Source organism: Nocardia sp. NPDC050718 (assembly GCF_040654235.1).
Classification (GTDB): Bacteria; Actinomycetota; Actinomycetes; order Mycobacteriales; family Mycobacteriaceae; genus Nocardia.
On record NZ_JBFAHQ010000002.1, the window covers coordinates 777,035 to 794,530 of the forward strand.

The 17,496-nt window shown below is 72.8% G+C and carries 9 protein-coding genes; all 9 read left to right on the forward strand.

The annotated features are described in order from the left end of the window. The first annotated feature begins 31 nt into the window (after positions 1 to 31). The 9 genes from AB0H54_RS13090 to AB0H54_RS13130 all read left to right on the forward strand — a co-directional run bounded on the left by AB0H54_RS13090 (position 32) and on the right by AB0H54_RS13130 (position 17,471). Complete coding sequence (locus AB0H54_RS13090) at positions 32 to 1,699, forward strand: AMP-dependent synthetase/ligase (protein ID WP_357345284.1); 1,668 nt, start codon at positions 32 to 34, stop codon at positions 1,697 to 1,699. A gap of 142 nt (positions 1,700 to 1,841) precedes the next feature. After that, positions 1,842 to 3,092 (forward strand): NAD(P)/FAD-dependent oxidoreductase, encoded by a 1,251-nt coding sequence (locus AB0H54_RS13095; RefSeq protein ID WP_357345286.1) that lies wholly within the window; start codon positions 1,842 to 1,844, stop codon positions 3,090 to 3,092. Further along, positions 3,089 to 3,694: an SGNH/GDSL hydrolase family protein gene (locus AB0H54_RS13100; RefSeq protein WP_357345288.1), complete on the forward strand. Its 606-nt coding sequence runs from the start codon at positions 3,089 to 3,091 to the stop codon at positions 3,692 to 3,694. The genes AB0H54_RS13095 and AB0H54_RS13100 overlap by 4 nt, the downstream gene beginning before the upstream one ends. Positions 3,695 to 3,728: 34 nt before the next feature. Continuing rightward, a complete protein-coding gene (locus AB0H54_RS13105; RefSeq protein WP_357345290.1) occupies positions 3,729 to 10,019 on the forward strand; it encodes a beta-ketoacyl synthase N-terminal-like domain-containing protein in 6,291 nt (2,096 codons plus the stop codon). Further along, a complete protein-coding gene (locus tag AB0H54_RS13110; RefSeq protein WP_357345292.1) occupies positions 10,016 to 12,145 on the forward strand; it encodes a beta-ketoacyl synthase in 2,130 nt (709 codons plus the stop codon). The genes AB0H54_RS13105 and AB0H54_RS13110 overlap by 4 nt, the downstream gene beginning before the upstream one ends. Then, entirely contained in the window at positions 12,145 to 13,713 is a 1,569-nt protein-coding gene (locus tag AB0H54_RS13115; RefSeq protein ID WP_357345294.1) for a PfaD family polyunsaturated fatty acid/polyketide biosynthesis protein, read from the forward strand. The genes AB0H54_RS13110 and AB0H54_RS13115 overlap by 1 nt, the downstream gene beginning before the upstream one ends. Beyond that, a complete protein-coding gene (gene accD, locus AB0H54_RS13120) occupies positions 13,710 to 15,398 on the forward strand; it encodes an acetyl-CoA carboxylase, carboxyltransferase subunit beta (RefSeq protein WP_357345296.1) in 1,689 nt (562 codons plus the stop codon). Before AB0H54_RS13115 ends, accD begins: the two co-directional genes overlap by 4 nt. A gap of 34 nt (positions 15,399 to 15,432) precedes the next feature. Continuing rightward, the gene (locus tag AB0H54_RS13125) at positions 15,433 to 16,101 is read left to right on the forward strand and encodes an acetyl-CoA carboxylase biotin carboxyl carrier protein subunit (protein WP_357345298.1); all 669 of its coding nucleotides are present in this window, start codon (positions 15,433 to 15,435) and stop codon (positions 16,099 to 16,101) included. Continuing rightward, complete coding sequence (locus AB0H54_RS13130) at positions 16,098 to 17,471, forward strand: acetyl-CoA carboxylase biotin carboxylase subunit (protein WP_357345300.1); 1,374 nt, start codon at positions 16,098 to 16,100, stop codon at positions 17,469 to 17,471. Before AB0H54_RS13125 ends, AB0H54_RS13130 begins: the two co-directional genes overlap by 4 nt. Positions 17,472 to 17,496 lie beyond the last annotated feature (25 nt).

The window sequence follows — 17,496 nt, forward strand, 5'->3', positions numbered from 1 at the left end:
GGAATGGTTGCCGCCGTGAAGAATTCAATTCGTGAACACAGTGTCTGTCACCGCGAACGGATTCGTTCCATCCGATAGTTCCAGTCTGTATGAGATTGTTTCCGAAGCGGCACGGCGTGACCCCGCGCGCCATTCTCTGTGTGCCGTCGACGGAACCCAGCTGACCACCGGCGACCTCGACACCCGCGTCCGCGCGCTCGCCTCGGCCCTGCTCGACCGAGCGGTGGCCGCGGGCGACCGTGTGGCCGTGCTCGGCCGCACGAGCCTGGAGTGGGCGCTGCTCGACTGCGCCGCCGTCGCGATCGGCGCGGTGATCGTGCCGGTGTACCCGACCTCCTCGCCGGCCCAGATCGAACACATCCTGCGCGACAGCGGCAGCCGCTTCTTCGCGGCCGAGACCGCCGACGACGCGGTCCGGCTGGCCTCGGCGGGCGCCGACGGCGAGGTCTGGTCCTTCGACGAACTCGGCGCGTGGTCCACCCGGGGCGCCGAGCACCCCGAGCTCGACGCGCGGCTCGCCGCGGTCGGCGCAGGTGATCTGGCGATGATCGTCTACACCAGCGGCACCACCGGCCTGGCCAAGGGCTGCATGATCAGCCACCGCAACATGTACGTCACCGCGGCGAACACCGCCCGCCAGACCGGCACACTGTTCGACGGTACGACCGCGCTGGCGCTGCCGCTCTCGCACGTGTTCGGCCAGACCATCCTGTTCGCCTGCCTCTACGGCGGCAGCCGCACCCACCTGCTGCCCGGCGTGCCCGACCTGGTGCCCGCCCTGTCCCGGCTGCGCCCCACCTTCCTGGCGCTGGTGCCCTACGCGCTGGAGAAGATCCGCAAGCACACCCGCGCCCTGCTCACCGAGGAGCAGGAGGCGGCGGCGGTCGACCGCGGACTCGCGGTGCTGGCCGAGGGGTCGGCGCCGACCCCGGCGGACGACGCCGTGGCGGCCGCCTTCGGTGGGCGGTTGCGCCATGTGATCTCCGGTGGCGCGTCCCTCGACGACACCACGGCGGGCTTCTACGCCGGGGTCGGCGTGGTGATCCTGAACTGCTACGGCCTGACCGAGGCGGCCACCGCGGTCACCGTCAGCGCGCCGGAGACCAACCGGCTCGGCACCGTCGGGCGCCCGATTCCCGGTACCGAGGTCGGCATCGGTGACGACGGTGAGGTGCTGGTCCGCGGGCCGCACGTCTCGCCGGGGTACTGGGGCGCGGCGGCCGATCAGCGGCCCGTCGACGACGAGGGCTGGCTGCACACCGGTGACATCGGTGAACTCGACGACGGTCACCTGCGGATCACCGGGCGCAAGAAGGAGATCCTGGTGACCTCGGGCGGCAAGAACGTCGCCCCGACCCTGCTCGAGGACCGGATCCGGCTGCACCCGCTGGTCAGCAACTGCATGGTCGTCGGTGACGGGCGTCCGTTCGTGACCGCGCTGGTCACCCTCGACGCCGACCGCGCCGCCAAGTGGCAGATCGACCACCCCGACACCGACCCCGCCACCGAGATCCAGGCCGCCGTCGACGACGCCAATTCCCTGGTGTCGCGCGCGGAATCCATTCGCGCATTCCGCGTCGTCGACGGCGATTTCACCGTCGACGCCGGGCTGCTCACCTCGTCGCTGAAATTGCGCAGAGCCGCGATCGCCGACACCTATTCCGCGGACATAAATCAGCTGTACGTGTCGCGCGGGTAACGCGACGCGAAATTCCCCCCGCCGTCCCGCCGACGATAGCCGGGACCGATCGGCCGATGAATTGCGGTGGCCCGCAGTGGTTTCCGCAATACACCGGCGACAGACTCGAAATCGGAATTCGACCACCGAAAGTGATCACATCATGTATGACGTCATCGTCGTCGGAACCCGGGTCGCGGGCTCGCCCCTGGCCATGCTGCTGGCCCGTCAGGGTTACCGGGTGCTCGCCGTGGATCGCGCGACCTTTCCCAGCGACACCCCGTCCACGCACTACATCCACCAGGCCGGCCTCGGCTTTCTGAAGTCCTGGGGTCTGCTCGACACCGTCGTGGCCACCGGCTGCCCGCCGATCCGCCACCTCAACTTCACCTACACCGACATCGAGATCCCGGGCATGGCCGACCCGTCGGCCGACGGCATCGACGCCGTGTACTGCCCGCGCCGCACCGTGCTCGACAAGATCCTGGTCGACGCGGCGGGGGAGTCCGGCGCCGAGCTGATCGAGGGCTTCACCGTCACCGGGCTGCTGCGTGACGGCGACCGGGTCGCCGGTATCCGTGGTCGCGTGGGTGACGGCCCCGAGCAGGAGTTCCGCGCGAAACTGGTTGTCGGCGCAGACGGTTCGAACTCGATCGTCGCCAAGGAGGTCGGCGCAGCCACCTACGAGGGCTCGCCCGCGGCCTGCTTCGTCTACTACTCGTACTACGAGGGCGTGGACTGGGGCATGCACCACCGCACCGGTTTCGGTGAGCAGCAGTTCGCCTCCTGGCCGACCAACGACGGCCTGGCCCTGGTCGCGGTGATGCGCAAGCGCGACCGCTTCCGCGACTTCCGCACCGATCCCGACGCCGGCCTGCAGGAGATCGTCGACCAGGTCGACCCGGAGATCGGCGCGCGCCTGCGCGACACCGGCAAGCGGGTCGAGCCGTTCCGGCCGATGCTGTACCCGGACAACTACCGGCGCCAGTCCTTCGGTCCCGGCTGGGCCCTGGTCGGCGACGCCGGCTACCACAAGGACCCGTTCACCGGCTGGGGCATCACCGACGCCTTCAAGTACAGCCAGCTGCTGGCCGACCTGGTGCACGAAAGCCTCTCGGGGGTCCGCCCGTTCGAAGAGACCATGCCGGAGTACCAGCGCGAGCGCGACGCGCAGAGCGCCAGCACCTACGAGCTGACCCAATCGATCTCCGACCTCACCCTCACGCCGTACTACGACTCGGTGTTCCGCGCGGCGAGCCGCAGCGAGCACTACTCGAAGAAGTTCTTCGGTCTGATCGCCGGGCTGTACCCGCCGGACAAGTTCTTCGGCGAGGAGGAGCTGGCCGCGCTCTACGAAGAGGTGAACTTCCCCGTCGCCGACCGGCATGTGGTGAATACCGGAGTCTCGGCATGATCGCGGCCGGCCTGACGGCGCTCGGCGACAGCTTCGTGGAAGGCCGGGGCGACCCGGCCGCGGCGGGCGGCTACCGGGGCTGGGTGTCGCGGCTGGGCGGCCAGCTCGGCCTGCGCCCAGCCACGATTCGCAACTTCGGCACCCACGGCGCCACCACCGGTGATGTCGTCGCGGGTCAGCTGGCGTCGGCGACGAGCGCCCGGGCCGGCCTCTACGGTGTGGTTGTCGGCGTGAACGACCTGGTCAGCGCATACGACGAGGCCCGTTTCGCCGACAACCTGCACACCATCTTCACCACCCTGCGGGCGGGCAAGGCCACCGTGTTCACGGCGACCTACCCCGACATCCCCGCCCGGCTGCCCGTGCCCGACGGCTTCCGCGCGCTGCTGCGCGAGCGGTTCGCCGTCGCCAACGAGGTACTCGCCCGCGTCACCGCCGACACGGGCACCCTGCTGCTGGATATCGCGGCGCACCCCGACTGGGCCCGGCCGGAGGTGTGGACCGCCGACGGTCTGCACCCCAGTCCGGCGGGTCACCGGCTCTTCGCCGCCACCGCGGCCGAACTGATCTCGTCGACCACCGCCACCACTGTCGCCGCTTGAGTTTCGCGACTGCCCGTTTTCGAGAGGAAATTACGTGACGGACGAACGACGTCTGGCCCGCGACCCGATCGCCATCGTCGGGATGTCGGGTCTGCTGCCCAAGGCACATACCCACCGCGAGTACTGGCAGAACATCATCGACGGCGTCGACTGCACCTCCGAGGTGCCCGCGTCGCGCTGGAGCCTGGACGACTACTACGACGCCGACCGCACGGTGCCGGACAAGACCTATTCGCGCCGCGGCGCGTTCCTGCCCGACGTGGAGTTCGACCCGCTGGAGTTCGGCATGCCGCCGAACCAGCTCGAGGTCACCAGCACCATGCAGACCCTGAGCCTGGGAGTGGCGCGGGATCTGCTCGTCGACGCGGGCGCGACCGGCTCGCAGTGGTACGACCCGGCGCGCACCGGCGTGGTGCTGGGCACCACCGGCCCGGTGCCGCTGATGCATCCGCTGGCCGCGCGCCTGTCCACCCCCGTGCTCGAGGAGGCGGCCCGGTCGGTCGGCCTGTCCGACAGCGACGTCTCGGAGATCTCGCGCCGTTTCGTGGCCGCCTTCGCACCGTGGGAGGAGAACTCCTTCCCCGGCCTGCTCGCCAATGTGGTGGCGGGCCGGGTGGCCAACCGGCTCGGCCTGGGTGGCATCAACTGCACCGTCGACGCGGCGTGCGCGGCCTCGCTGGCCGCCATCCGCACCGCGATCGCCGAGCTGCAGGACGGCCGCGCCGACATGATGATCACCGGTGGCGTCGACACCGAGAACTCGATCTTCATCTACCTGTGCTTCAGCAAGGTCGGCGCGCTGTCGCCGAGCGGCCGGATCAGCCCGTTCTCCGCCGAGGCCGACGGCACCCTGCTGGGTGAGGGCATCACCATGCTGGCGCTGCGCAGGCTCGCCGACGCGCGCCGCGACGGCAACCGGATCTACGCGGTGATCCGCGGTCTGGGTTCCTCCAGCGACGGCCGGGCCAAGAGCATCTACGCCCCGGTCGCCGCCGGTCAGCGGGTGGCGCTGGAGCGCGCCTACACCGACGCCGAGTGCTCGCCCGCCGACGTGGAGCTGATCGAGGCGCACGCCACCGGCACCGCGGTCGGCGACAAGACCGAGCTGACCGCGCTCAAAGGCCTGCTCGCCGATGCCAGTTCGGAGACCGGGTTCGCCGCGCTGGGCAGCGTGAAGTCGCAGATCGGGCACACCAAGGGCGCCGCGGGCACCGCGGGCGTGATGAAACTCGCCCTCGCCCTGCACCAGAAGGTCCTGCCCTCGACGATCAATGTCGACGCGCCCAACAGCGAGGTCGACGCGACGGCGACCCCGTTCTACGTCAACACCAGGACCCGGCCGTGGGTGCGTGACCCGCAGCGTCCGGTGCGCCGGGCGGCCGCCTCGGCGATGGGCTTCGGCGGCACCAACTTCCACCTCGTGCTCGAGGAGGCCGACGGTGAGCGCGGCCCGGTGCTGCACCGCGTGCCGCGGGCCCACCTGTGGCACGCGCCGGACGTGGCCGGCCTGATCGACGTGGTGCGCAGTACCCCCGGCACCGACGGCGGCGACATCCCCGCCGGCCACGCCCGGATCGGTTTCGTCTCCGTCGACGCCGACACCGCCGCCGATCTGCGCGCGCTGGCCGTCGACGAGATGGTGCGCAATCCCGAAGCGGCGCACTGGGATCACCCCGAGGGCGTCTACTTCCGTGCCGCCGCGCTGCCCGCACCGAAGGTCGGCGTGCTGTTCGCCGGCCAGGGCAGCCAGTACGTGGACATGGGCCTGGACACCGCGCTCAACAACCCGCCCGTCGGCGCGGCCTTCGACGCCGCCAACGCCGCCTTCGCCGGTGCCGCGCGGCGCGTCGGCGCGGTGGTCTTCCCGCCGCCCGCGTTCACCGAGCAGGCGCGCGCCGACCAGGAAACCGCCCTGCGCCGTACCGAATTCGCGCAGCCCGCGATCGGTGCGCTCGCCGCGGGCCAGTTCCGCGTGCTGACCGAGTTCGGTCTGCGGGCGCACGGTTACCTCGGCCACAGCTTCGGCGAACTGACCGCGCTGTGGGCCTCGGGCGCGCTGAGCACCGAGGACTTCTTCGCCCTGGCCCGGGCCAGGGGCGAGGCGATGACCGTCGCCGACGATGCCGAGGCCGGCACCATGGTGGCCGTCAACGCACCGCGCGAGGACGTCGCCGCGGTGCTCGCCGATCTCGACGACGTCTGGATCTGCAACCACAACGCCCCCGACCAGATCGTGGTCGGCGGTGGGCCTGCGGGGATCGCCGCCTTCACCGCGCGTAGCGCCGAGAAGGGCTGGGCGACCCGCGATCTGCCGGTGGCCGCCGCGTTCCACACGCCCTACGTCGCGCACGCGGTCACCGAATTCGGTGCCGCCGTGGCCGAGGTCGACATCACCGAGCCCGACGCTCCGGTCTACGCCGACACCGCGGGCGCGTCCTACGGCGCCGACGTGGCCGCCAACCGGGCGACGCTCACCGCCCAGCTCAGCCAGCCGGTCGAGTTCGTCGACGCGCTGCGTGCCATGCGCGCCGACGGCTGCACCGTCTTCGTCGAATGCGGCCCCAAGCAGGTGCTCACCTCGCTGGTGCGCCGCACCCTCGGCGACGACGTGATCGCCTTCGCCACCGACACCGGCCCCATCGGCAACGGTGACGTCGCCCTCAAGCGCGCCGCGGTGCGCCTGGCCGTCCTCGGCGTCGAGATCACCGGCATCAACCGCTACGCCGCGACCGAGGACCAGCGGCCCGCCGCCGCGGGCAATCGCATGACCGTCACCCTGTCGGCCCCCGAATACGTGCCCGACAGCCGTCGCGAGGCCTACGCCGCGGCCCTGTCCGACGGCTACCGCGTGCACCTCGAGGTGCCCGCATCCCCGCACCAGCCTGTGGTGCCACCGATCGTGGAGGAACAGCTCGTGACCATCCCCGCCCCCGGCCCGTCCGAGTACCGGACGGCCGACTCGCTCGACACCGCCCTGGTGCAGCACCTCGACACGCACCGGCAGTACCTGGACGGGCAGCTCGACCTGGCCCGCGGCCTCGCGGGCGCGCTGAGCAACGGCCCGCTCGACGAGAACACCCTGCGCGCCATCGAGGCGGTGAAGGACCACGGCATCGCCATCAGCGAAAGCCACTCGCGGGCCAGTGACGTGCTCGCGCAGCTGGCCGAGCTCGAGGGCGGCGCGCCGGTCTCCGGTACCCGCACCGTGGCCGCCACCCGTCCTGCCCCGCGGGCGATCACCGCCGCGCCCGCCGTGCCCGCGATCGCGGCGCCGGCTCCCGCGCCGACCAACGGGCACGCCGCCCCGGCCGCTCCGGCGACGAATGGTGGTGCTGCCCAGCCGGTTCCGGCTGCCGCGCCGCAGGTCGTCGCCCAGCCCGCCGCGGTCGTCGCCCAGCCCGCCGCCGCGCCCGCCGATGCGATCACCGGTGACGCCGTGCGCGCCGCGCTGCGCGAGGTCGTGGCCGACAAGACCGGCTACCCGGTCGAGATGGTCGACCCCACCATGGATCTCGAGGCCGACCTCGGCGTCGACTCGATCAAGCGCGTGCAGGTCATCGGCGCGCTGCAGGAGCGCTTCCCGTCGCTACCCAGCCTCGGCCCCGAGCAGCTGGGCACCCTGCGCACGCTGGATCAGATCGCGGACCTGCTCGCCACCGCGGACAGTGCCCCCACCGCGGACAGCGCTCCCGCTGTGCCCGCCACCGCTGCGCCCGCCGGCGCCCCGGCCGCCGGTGCCGCCACCGCCGACACCCTGCGGCAGGCGCTGCGGGAAGTCGTCGCCGACAAAACCGGCTACCCGGTCGAGATGGTCGATCCGACCATGGACCTGGAAGCGGATCTGGGCGTGGACTCGATCAAGCGGGTCCAGGTGATCGGCGCACTGCAGGAACGGTTTCCGAACCTGCCCAGCCTCGGCCCCGAGCAACTCGGCACCCTCCGTTCACTGGATCAGATCGTGGCCGAGCTGGCCGGGGGTGATGTCCACCCAAAAGCTGAGGCCGCGGCCGAAACGCCGCGGCACGTCGTCGAACTCGTCGAGCTGGCGCCGGTCGATCTCGCGGTCGACCCGTATCGCCCGGCGGGTCGCGCACTGGTGGTCTGCCTGGACGACTCCGCCGAAACCGACGGCGAGGCGATCGAAGAGGCACTGCGCGAACGCAGCTGGACCGTCCAGCGGGTCGGCGCGGCCGACGCCGTGACCGGACCGGCGGACGTGTGCGTGGTCGTGGCAGGCGTGGCCTCGGAATGGGCGCAGGCCGAACGCATCCTGACCGAGGCGATCCTGGTCAGCGGCCGGGTGCTGCCCGCGCTGCGCGGGGCGACGGCCAGGGCGGGCTATGTCACCGTCACCCGGCTCGACGGGCACTTGGGTCTGCTCGGTGACGCCGAGCCGGTGCCCGCGCTGCTCGGCGGCCTCGGCGGTCTGGTGAAGACCCTGGCCGCCGAGGAACCCGGCCTGTTCTGCCGGGCGCTCGACATCGCCCCCGCGGCGACGCCGGGACGGGTGGCGCAGATCGTGCTCGAGGAACTGTGCGACGCGGCGATCGACACCGTCGAGGTGGGCGTCGACGGCTCCGGCCGCCGACGCACCCCGGTGCCGAGCGGGCACCGGGCCGCCGCCACCACCGAGATCGTCAGCGCCGCGGCGGAGTTCGCGCCGTCGGTGCTGACCGCCGACGACGTCCTGCTGGTCACCGGCGGGGCCAGGGGCGTCACCGCCACCTGCGTGCTCGCCCTCGCCGAGCACAGCGCCGCGCGGTTCGTCCTGCTCGGCCGGACCCAGCTCACCGACGAGCCGGCCTGGGCCACGGGGATCGCCGACGGCGATCTCAAGCCCGCCGCGGTGCGCGCGCTGGCCGGGACCGGGGTCACGCCGAAGGACATCGACCGGGCGTGCGGGGAGATCCGCGCGATCCGCGAGATCCGCGCGACCCTGGCCACCCTCGGCGACCGGGCCGAGTACCTCGCGGTCGACGCCACCGACGCGACCGCGCTGGCCGCGGCGATCGAACCGTGGCGCGACACCGTCACCGGTGTCGTGCACGGAGCGGGCGTGCTGGCCGACTCCCTGATCCCGGACAAGACGGCGGACTCGATCGGCCGCGTGCTGCGCCCCAAGCTCGGTGGCCTCGCCGCCGTGCTGGCCGCGGTGGGCGAGCCGAGGGACCTGGTGCTGTTCACCTCGGTGGCGGGGCTGTTCGGCAATACCGGGCAGGCCGACTACGCCGCCGCGAACGAGGCGCTGTGCCGCTTCGCGGTGAGCTGGCGGCGCAGGCATCCCGGCCATCGCGTCACCGCGCTGGACTGGGGCGCCTGGGACGGCGGCATGGTGACCGACGACCTGCGCGAGTACTTCCGCGCGCGCGGGATCCCGCTGCTGGCCCCCGCCGCCGGCGCCGCCGCGTTCACCACGCAGTTCACCACCGCGCGCAGGCCCGAACCGGTCCTGCTGGTCGGCGCGGCCACCGCGCTGTCGACGGGCGAACGCCCGGCGGCGGCGGTGCGAGCCCGTCGCGACGTCACCGGGCTGGTCGACGAACCAGTGATCGCCGCGCACCGGATCGGGGAGCACATCGTGCTGCCGGCGACCTTCGGGCTCGGCGCGATGATCAATCTCGCGGAGCGGACCAGGCCGGGCCGCACGGTCATCGGGGTCCGCGACTACCAGGTGCTCAAGGGCCTGGTATTCGATCATCCGGTCACCGCGCTGGAACTCGAGCTCGAACCGGTCGCCGATGTCGACGGCCGTACCGCGGTGCGCGCCACCGTCTTCGGCGACAAGGCCGCCCACTTCCGGGCGACCCTGCTGCTCGCGGCGGCACCTGAGGCGGCGGGCAACCAGGCGATTGTGGCCGGTCCCGGCACCGATGCCCAGCGGATCTACACCGACGCCGTCCAGTTCCACGCACCGGCGTTGCAGGGCCTGCGCGCCCTCCGGTCCGAGAGCGACACCGCGATCGTGCTGGAGTGCTTCCTGCCCACCGGCCCCGTCGCCGACGGCGCCTACGCGGGCCGCCTGCACGATCCGGTCGCCGCCGACCTGATCCTGCAGGGCCCGCCGGTGCTCGGCCACCGACTGCTCGGCGCGGCCTGCCTGCCGCTGGGTGTCGGCCGGATCGACTATCACCACCCGCTGCCGACCACCGAACCGTTCGTCCTGGTGGTCGACAACCCGCGCGCCGGGCGGCTCGAAGCCCGCATCGACGCGACCGCGCTGGCCACCGACGGCACAGTGCTGCAGCGGTTCTCGGACGTCACCGTCCTCACGACGCCCGATCTGACGGAGAAGTTCCAGACCTCGGTGAGGGAGTGGACCCGATGACAGTCCTCGATTTCGACGGCATCGCCTTCGACCCGGTCGGCACGGTAGACGCCCGCCCGGTCCCGCAGGCCCCGACGCCCACCGCGCAGGCAGCGCCGCCCGCGCCCACCTCCGAGATCGTGCGGTACTCCGCTGCGCCGGTCACCGATTCGGGCCTCGGCCCGATCGGCGAGCTGCGCACCGGCCTCGTCGCCGCCCACCGAGCGGCGCTCGGCGCGCAGGTCGCGCTCCAGCGGGCACTGTGGGAGCGCGCCACGGGGACGGCCGCCGACACCGCGGCCGGTGATCGGCAGCTCGCCCTCACCAGCGGCACCGCGACCTCCCACACCAGCCGAGCCACGTTCGGCGCACCGGACGCGGCTCACCCGGCTGGCGATGGGGCGGCACTGACCGGCAGCCGCGGCTCGGCGGCCGAGTCGGCTCGGTTCCCGGGCAACGGGCAGGCCGGAACCGGCGACCACCTGCCGATGACCTCGGCTGTCGCGGGGATTGTCGCCAGGGAGGGCGCGTTCAAGCCGTTGGCGCGCACTGGGCGGACCCAGCTCGACCGCGCGGCACTGGAATTGCTGGCGCAGGGTGCGGTCGCCGAGGTCTTCGGGCCCGGCCACCAGCGCGACGGCGTCGTGCAGGCCGTACGACTGGCCGCCGGAGAACCCTTGGTACTCACCGAGATCGAGTCGATCGAGCTCTACGGCGGGACCGGCGACGGACGGGTCGTCGCCCGCTACGAGGGTGCGCCCGGCGCGGCAGCGCGCCAGGCGGCCGAGGTGTTCGCCCTGTTCACCGGCATGCACCTGGGCCTGTCGGGCAGCACGCTGACCGGGGCGACCCCGGCCGTGTCCGGTGCGACCCGGGGCACGGTGGAACTGGTCGTCACCGGTCTGGATCTCGTACCCCGCCCGCACGTCGCCGCCACCGCGAGCTTCGCCGGCGGCGAACCGAGCGTGGCCGTGCGGGTCACCGTGGCCGAGCCCGCGGGCGCGGGCGTCGGCCCCGGACAGGCGGTCCCGGGCTTGCTGCTCAACGAGTTCCACATGACCCACCTGGCCCGCGGCGACCAGGCGATCGCGATGGGCCTGGAGTTCGCGGAGTACACCGGCGTCCGCGCGACCCGCCTGCCCACCGGCGGCCTGCTCCTGGTCGACCGGGTCCGCGATTTCGACGGTGCCCGTGGCACTCTCGACGCCGCGTCCTACACCACCGAGTACGACTCGCCCGCCGACTCCTGGTACTACGCCGACACGGCCAACGACTCCATGCCGCACTTCGTCTACATGGAGACCTCGCTCCAGGCCGCGCTGCTCATGGGCTACTACGCCGGGCCCACCCTGACCCAGCCGGGCGTGACCCTGAGCCTGCGCAATCTCGGCGGCACGGCCACCGTGCTGCGCCAGGTCGACCTGCGCGACCGCACGATCGAGCAGTCCTCGCGGATGCTGTCGACGACGATCCTGCCCGGATCCTCGCTGCAGACCTTCGATTACACGCTCAGCGTCGACGGCGAGCCGTTCTACGCCGGCGAGACCATGTTCGGCTACTTCAGCGACGAGGCCCTGGCCAACCAGACCGGCCTGGACGCCGGCCGTCCCGCCCCGTCCTGGCTGGCCGAGAACCCGGGGGCCCAGGTCCGCACGATCGATGTGGCCGCCCGCCGCGCCGACCCGTCCGCGCCGCTGTGCTCGCGCCGCGCCCTGACCCTGATCGACCGCGTCGAGGTCGTCGACGGCGGCGGCAAACACGGTGCGGGGTACCTGCATTCGCTGCGCGCCATCAACCCCGACGACTGGTTCTTCGCCCGCCACTTCCACCTCGACCCGGTCATCCCCGGCTCGCTCGGGGTGGAGTCGGTGATCCACGCCGTCCAGGAATGGCTCGTCGACGCGGGCCACACCGCGGGCATGACCGACCCGGTGTTCCGCATCCCGGCCGACATCGCGTTCAGCTGGCGCTACCGCGGCCAGTTCCTGCCCACCGACGGCACCGTCGAACTCGAAGCGCACATCAAGGAGCTGCGCCGCGGTCCGCACGGAGTGACCGCGGTGGTCGAGGGCTCGCTGTGGAAGCCGGGCCTGCGGATCTACGAAGTCACCGATCTGGCCGTCGAACTCGTCGATCGGGGAGCGTGATGACCACGATGCGCACCGCCGCGGTGGCGAGCACCGCCGAGGAGATCACCGCGCTGCTGCTCGATCTGGACGCCCCCGTCTGGATCGTCCGCGCCGACGGCCGGGTCGGCGCCACCGCCGACCAGGCCGTGGCGGCCGGGGCCCAGGTGCTCGCCGCCGTTGCCCCGCTGCCGCCGGAACGCCTCGGCGACAGCGCGTTCCGCGCGGCCCACGGTGTCCGCGCGGCCTACGCCGCGGGCGCGATGGCCAACGGCATCGCCTCGCCCGCCCTGGTGAAGGCCATGGCGCGCAACGGCTACCTGGCCGCGTACGGCGCGGCGGGTGTTCCGCCCGCCGCGGTCGACGCGGCGCTGGGCGAGCTGGCCGGGGACCTGGGCGGAGCACCGTTCGCCTGCAACCTCATCCACAGTCCCAGCGAACCCGCGCTGGAACGCGCCATCATCGACGCCTGCCTGCGCCACGGCGTGCGCTGCGTGGAGGCCTCGGCCTTCATGGATCTCACCGCCGAGGTGGTGCGCTACCGCGCCGCCGGGCTCGCGGTCGACCGGCAGGGCGGCATCGTGATCGGGCACCGGGTGATCGCCAAGGTGTCCCGGGTCGAGGTGGCCGAGCTGTTCCTGCGACCCGCGCCCGCCCGGCTGCTGCGCGAGCTCGTCGCGGCGGGCCGGATCACCGCCGAACAGGCCCGCCTGGCCGAGCGGGTGCCGATGGCCGACGACATCACCGCCGAGGCCGATTCCGGCGGCCACACCGACCGCAGGCCGCTCACGGTCCTGCTGCCCGAACTGATCGCGGCCCGGGATCGCTTGGCCGCCACCGTCGTCGGCGCCGACCGGGTGCGCATCGGCGCCGCGGGCGGCATCGGCACCCCCGACGCCGTCGCGGCGGCCTTCGGGCTCGGCGCGGCCTACGTGGTGACCGGCTCGGTCAATCAGTCGGCGGTCGAGGCGGCGCAGTGCGGCGCCACCAAGACCCTGCTGGCGCGGGCCGAATTCGCCGACTGCGCCATGTCGCCGTCCTCGGACATGTTCGAGCTCGGCGTGCAGGTCCAGGTGCTGCGGCGCGGCACCCTGTTCGCCGCGCGCGCCCAGCGGCTCTACGACACCTACCGCGCCTACGACGGTCTCGACGCCCTGCCCGCGACACTGCGCGCCGAGCTCGAGTCCACGTTGTTCCGCAGGCCGCTCGACGAGGTGTGGCAGGAGTGCGTGCGGTACTTCACCGAACGCGACCCTGCCCAGCTCGCCGGCGCCGAACAGGACCCGAAGGCGAAGATGGCGCTGGTGTTCCGCTGGTACCTCGGCCTGTCCTCGGGCTGGAGCATCCGCGGCGAGGCCGACCGGGTCGCCGACTACCAGATCTGGTGCGGACCCGCGATGGGCGCCTTCAACACCTGGGCGGCGGGCACCTACCTGGCCGCGCCGGAGAACCGCGCCGTCGCCGATATCGCGGGCCAGCTCATGTACGGCGCCGCCTACCTGACCCGTGTCGCCCAGCTGCGGACCGCGGGGGTCCGGCTGCCCGCGGCCAGTGCCCGCTACGTCCCACGCCCGCTGGAGGACCGATGACCATCGTCGAGACCGGAACCGCCACCACCGGCACCGCCTGGATGCTGTGCCCGGCGTGCCAGGCGGTGATCTACGTCAAACGCTACGACCGCGCCGAGCGGGTCTGCCCCGAATGCGACGACCACGGCATGCTCACCGCCGATCAGCGCATCGACCTGCTCCTGGACGACGATTCGGCCCGGCCGATCGCCACCGCGGCGACCGTCACCGACCCGCTCGGCTTCGTCGACACCAAGCCCTACCCGGAACGGGCCGAGCAGGCGCGCCGGGCGACCGGTCTGCCCGAGGCGATCCGCTGTGTGCGCGGCACCGTCGACGGGACGCCGATCGTGCTGGCGGTCATGGACTTCCGCTTCCTCGGCGGCAGTCTCGGCAGCGCGGTCGGTGAGGCGGTCACCGCCGCCGCCGAGGCGGCGCTGGCCGACCGCGCGCCGCTGGTGATCGTCACCGCCTCCGGTGGCGCGCGGATGCAGGAGGGCATTCTCGCGCTCATGCAGATGGCCAAGACCAGCCGCGCGCTGCGCCGCCTCGACGACGCGGGCGTGCTGACCGTCTCGATCATCACCGACCCGACCTACGGCGGCGTGGCCGCTTCCTTCGCCACCTCCACCGACATCATCATCGCCGAACCCGGTGCGCGCCTGGGCTTCGCGGGCCCGCGAGTGATCGCGCAGACCATCGGCCAGACCCTGCCCGCCGGCTTCCAGACCGCCGAGTTCCTGCTCGCGCACGGCATCGTGGACATGATCTGCCACCGTTCGGCGTTGCGTGCCCGGCTGTCGCGCCTGGTCGCGATGACCACCCGCCCGCTGCGTCGCACCGAACCCGGGGACGACGATGCCGTCATCACCGACCCGGCCGTGCTCGCCGCGCGCGGTTCCTGGGACTGCGTGCGCGCGGCCCGCCAGCTCGGCAGGCCGACCACCCTGGACTACCTGGCGTCGGCCTTCGACGATTTCGTCGAGCTGCACGGCGACCGGATGTCGGCCGACTGCCCGGCCATGATCGCGGGCCTGGCCCGGCTCGACGGCCTGCCGGTCGTGGTGCTCGGGACCCAGAAGGGCCACACCGGCGCCGAACTGACCGAACGCAACTACGGCATGCCGACGCCGGCGGGGTACCGCAAGGCCGCCCGGGTGCTGCGGCTGGCCGCCAAGCTCGGCCGTCCGGTCGTCGCGCTGGTCGACACCGCGGGTGCCTATCCCGGCATCGAGGCCGAGGAGCAGGGGCAGGCCGTCGCGATCGCCGAGTCGCTGAAACTGCTGGCGGGTCTGCCCGTTCCGGTGGTCACCGTGATCACCGGCGAGGGCGGCAGCGGGGGAGCGCTCGCGCTCGCGCTGGCCGACCGGGTGCTGGTGTGCGAGAACGCGGTCTACTCGGTGATCAGCCCCGAAGGCTGCGCCGCCATCCTCTGGAAGGACCCGGCCGCCGCACCACGCGCGGCCGCGGCCCTGCGCGTCGAGGCGGCCGCGCTGCTGGAACTCGGCATCGCCGACGCGGTCGTTCCCGAGCCGCAGGGCGGGGCCGACCGCGACCCCGTCGGCGCCGCCGCGCTGCTGCGGCGCGCGGTGCGCCAGGCCGTGCACGAGCTGCGCGCCTGGCCGACCGCCGACCTGCTGGCCCAGCGCCACAGCCGGTTCCGGGCCTACGGACTGGCTCGTCCGGAGAGTCCGGCGACCCGATGACCCCGCTCGCCCTACCAGCCTCCCGGGAGAACCGATGGCCGACTTCCTGATCCGCAACCCGCTGTCGGTGCTGCGGCACGGCCTGCACTTCCCGGTCGGCACCGACCGGCCCGACCCTTCGACTCGCCCGCACCGAGAGCCAGGAGACCCGATGTCCGAGTCCGCGACCAGCGAATCCACCCAGCGCGCGGTGAGCGCCACCGACGCCGATCACAGCCTCGCGGTGCTCACCCGGCACGCGATGTCCGTGCGCGCCACCGCGTCGGCCCCGACCTCGGTGACCGTCGCCAACGGCCCCGTGCTGTTGCGCATCACGTGGGACGACCGTCCGGCCTCGGCGCCCGCCGCAGGCCACGACGGCGGCACCGACACCGCGGGCCGCCTCGCGCTCGTCACCCCGGTCGCCGCCGCACCCGCCCTCGCTCCGGCCGCGCGGGCCGATGCCGCCGCGGCCGCGAACACCTTCACCCTGACCGCCGAGACGGTCGGCGTGTTCTACCGGTCACCGGAACCCGGTGCGGCGCCGTTCGTTTCGGCCGGTGACCCGGTCCGGGCCGGTCAGCAGGTCGGCATCATCGAGGCGATGAAGCTGATGATCCCGGTCACCGCGACCAAGGAGGGCGTTGTCGTCGAACTGCTCGTCGACAACGGTGACGCCGTGGAGCACGGCCAGCCGCTGATCGTGTTCGAGGCACTGCGGTGACCCGCTCGCTGCGCAAGGTGCTGATCGCCAATCGCGGCGAGATCGCGGTCCGGGTGATCCGCACCTGCCGGGAACTCGGCATCGCGACGGTGGCGGTGCACTCGGCCGCCGACCGGGACTCGGCGGCGGTGCGACTGGCCGACGAGCGTGTGCAGATCGGCCCCGCCCCGGCCAAACGCAGCTACCTGTCGATCCCCGCGATCATCGAGGCCGCCCGCGCCACCGGCGCCGACGCCATCCACCCCGGCTACGGATTCCTTTCCGAGGACCCGGATTTCGCCGAGGTTTGCGAGGCGGAGGGCTTCGTGTTCATCGGCGCGCCGCCCGCCGTCATGGCGCGGCTGGGCGACAAGTCCACGGCCAGGGCGCTGATGGCCGACGCGGGTCTGCCGCTGCTGCCCGGCAGCCGCGATCCGATCGACGATGCCGACGCGGCCAGGGCGCTGGCCGAGGAGATCGGCTACCCGGTGATCATCAAGGCTGTCGCCGGTGGCGGTGGGCGCGGCATGCGGGTGGTGCGCGACGGCGACGACTTCGGCGCCGCCTGGCAGCACACCAGGGCCTCGGCCGCCGCGGTCTTCGGCGACGGCAGGCTCTATCTGGAGCGCTATCTGGAGTCGGCCAGGCACGTCGAGGTGCAGATCCTGGCCGACACCCACGGCACCGTCGCGCACCTGGGCCTGCGCGACTGCTCGCTGCAGCGCAGGCACCAGAAACTGGTGGAGGAATCCCCGGCTCCCGGCCTGTCCGCCGAGCTCGCCGAGCGGATCGGCGCCGCGGCCGTGCGCGGCTGCGCGGCGGCGGGCTACGTCGGCGCGGGCACCGTGGAGTTCCTGCTCGGCCCCGACGAGCAGTTCTACTTCATGGAGGTCAACTGCCGGTTGCAGGTGGAGCATCCGGTCACCGAGATGGTCACCGGCGTCGACCTGGTCGCCGAGCAGCTGCGCATCGCGGCGGGCGAACCGCTGGCCCTGCCCGCCGACCTGCGCCCGCGTGGGGTCTCGATCGAGTGCCGGATCAACGCCGAGGACCCGGAACGCGAATTCGCCCCGGCGGCGGGCACGCTCGTCGAATGCGCGCTGCCCGGCGGTCAGTTCGTGCGAGTCGACACCCATGTCCGGCCGGGCTATGCGATTCCCCCGCACTACGATTCGCTGCTCGCCAAGGTCGTCGTCTGGGCGCCCGACCGCCCCGCCGCCATCGCCCGGATGCGCCGCGCCCTCGCCGAGACCACCATCACCGGTACCGGTGTCGCCACCACCACCGACTTCCTGCACGACATCCTCGACCACCCGCGCTTCCGCGCCGCCACCCACGACACCGCCCTCATCGGCACCTTCACGGCCCCGGCCACCGCCGGCGCCCGCTGACGACCGGGCGGTCGGTGCCGCCCCC

What these genes read in the sequence shown, in the direction of transcription:
- AB0H54_RS13095 (WP_357345286.1), top strand. Translation starts at nt 1,842, where the DNA reads ATGTATGACGTCATCGTCGTCGGAACCCGGGTCGCGGGCTCGCCCCTG.
- AB0H54_RS13100 (WP_357345288.1), top strand. Translation starts at nt 3,089, where the DNA reads ATGATCGCGGCCGGCCTGACGGCGCTCGGCGACAGCTTCGTGGAAGGC.
- AB0H54_RS13110 (WP_357345292.1), top strand. Translation starts at nt 10,016, where the DNA reads ATGACAGTCCTCGATTTCGACGGCATCGCCTTCGACCCGGTCGGCACG.
- AB0H54_RS13115 (WP_357345294.1), top strand. Translation starts at nt 12,145, where the DNA reads ATGACCACGATGCGCACCGCCGCGGTGGCGAGCACCGCCGAGGAGATC.
- accD (WP_357345296.1), top strand. Translation starts at nt 13,710, where the DNA reads ATGACCATCGTCGAGACCGGAACCGCCACCACCGGCACCGCCTGGATG.
- AB0H54_RS13125 (WP_357345298.1), top strand. Translation starts at nt 15,433, where the DNA reads ATGGCCGACTTCCTGATCCGCAACCCGCTGTCGGTGCTGCGGCACGGC.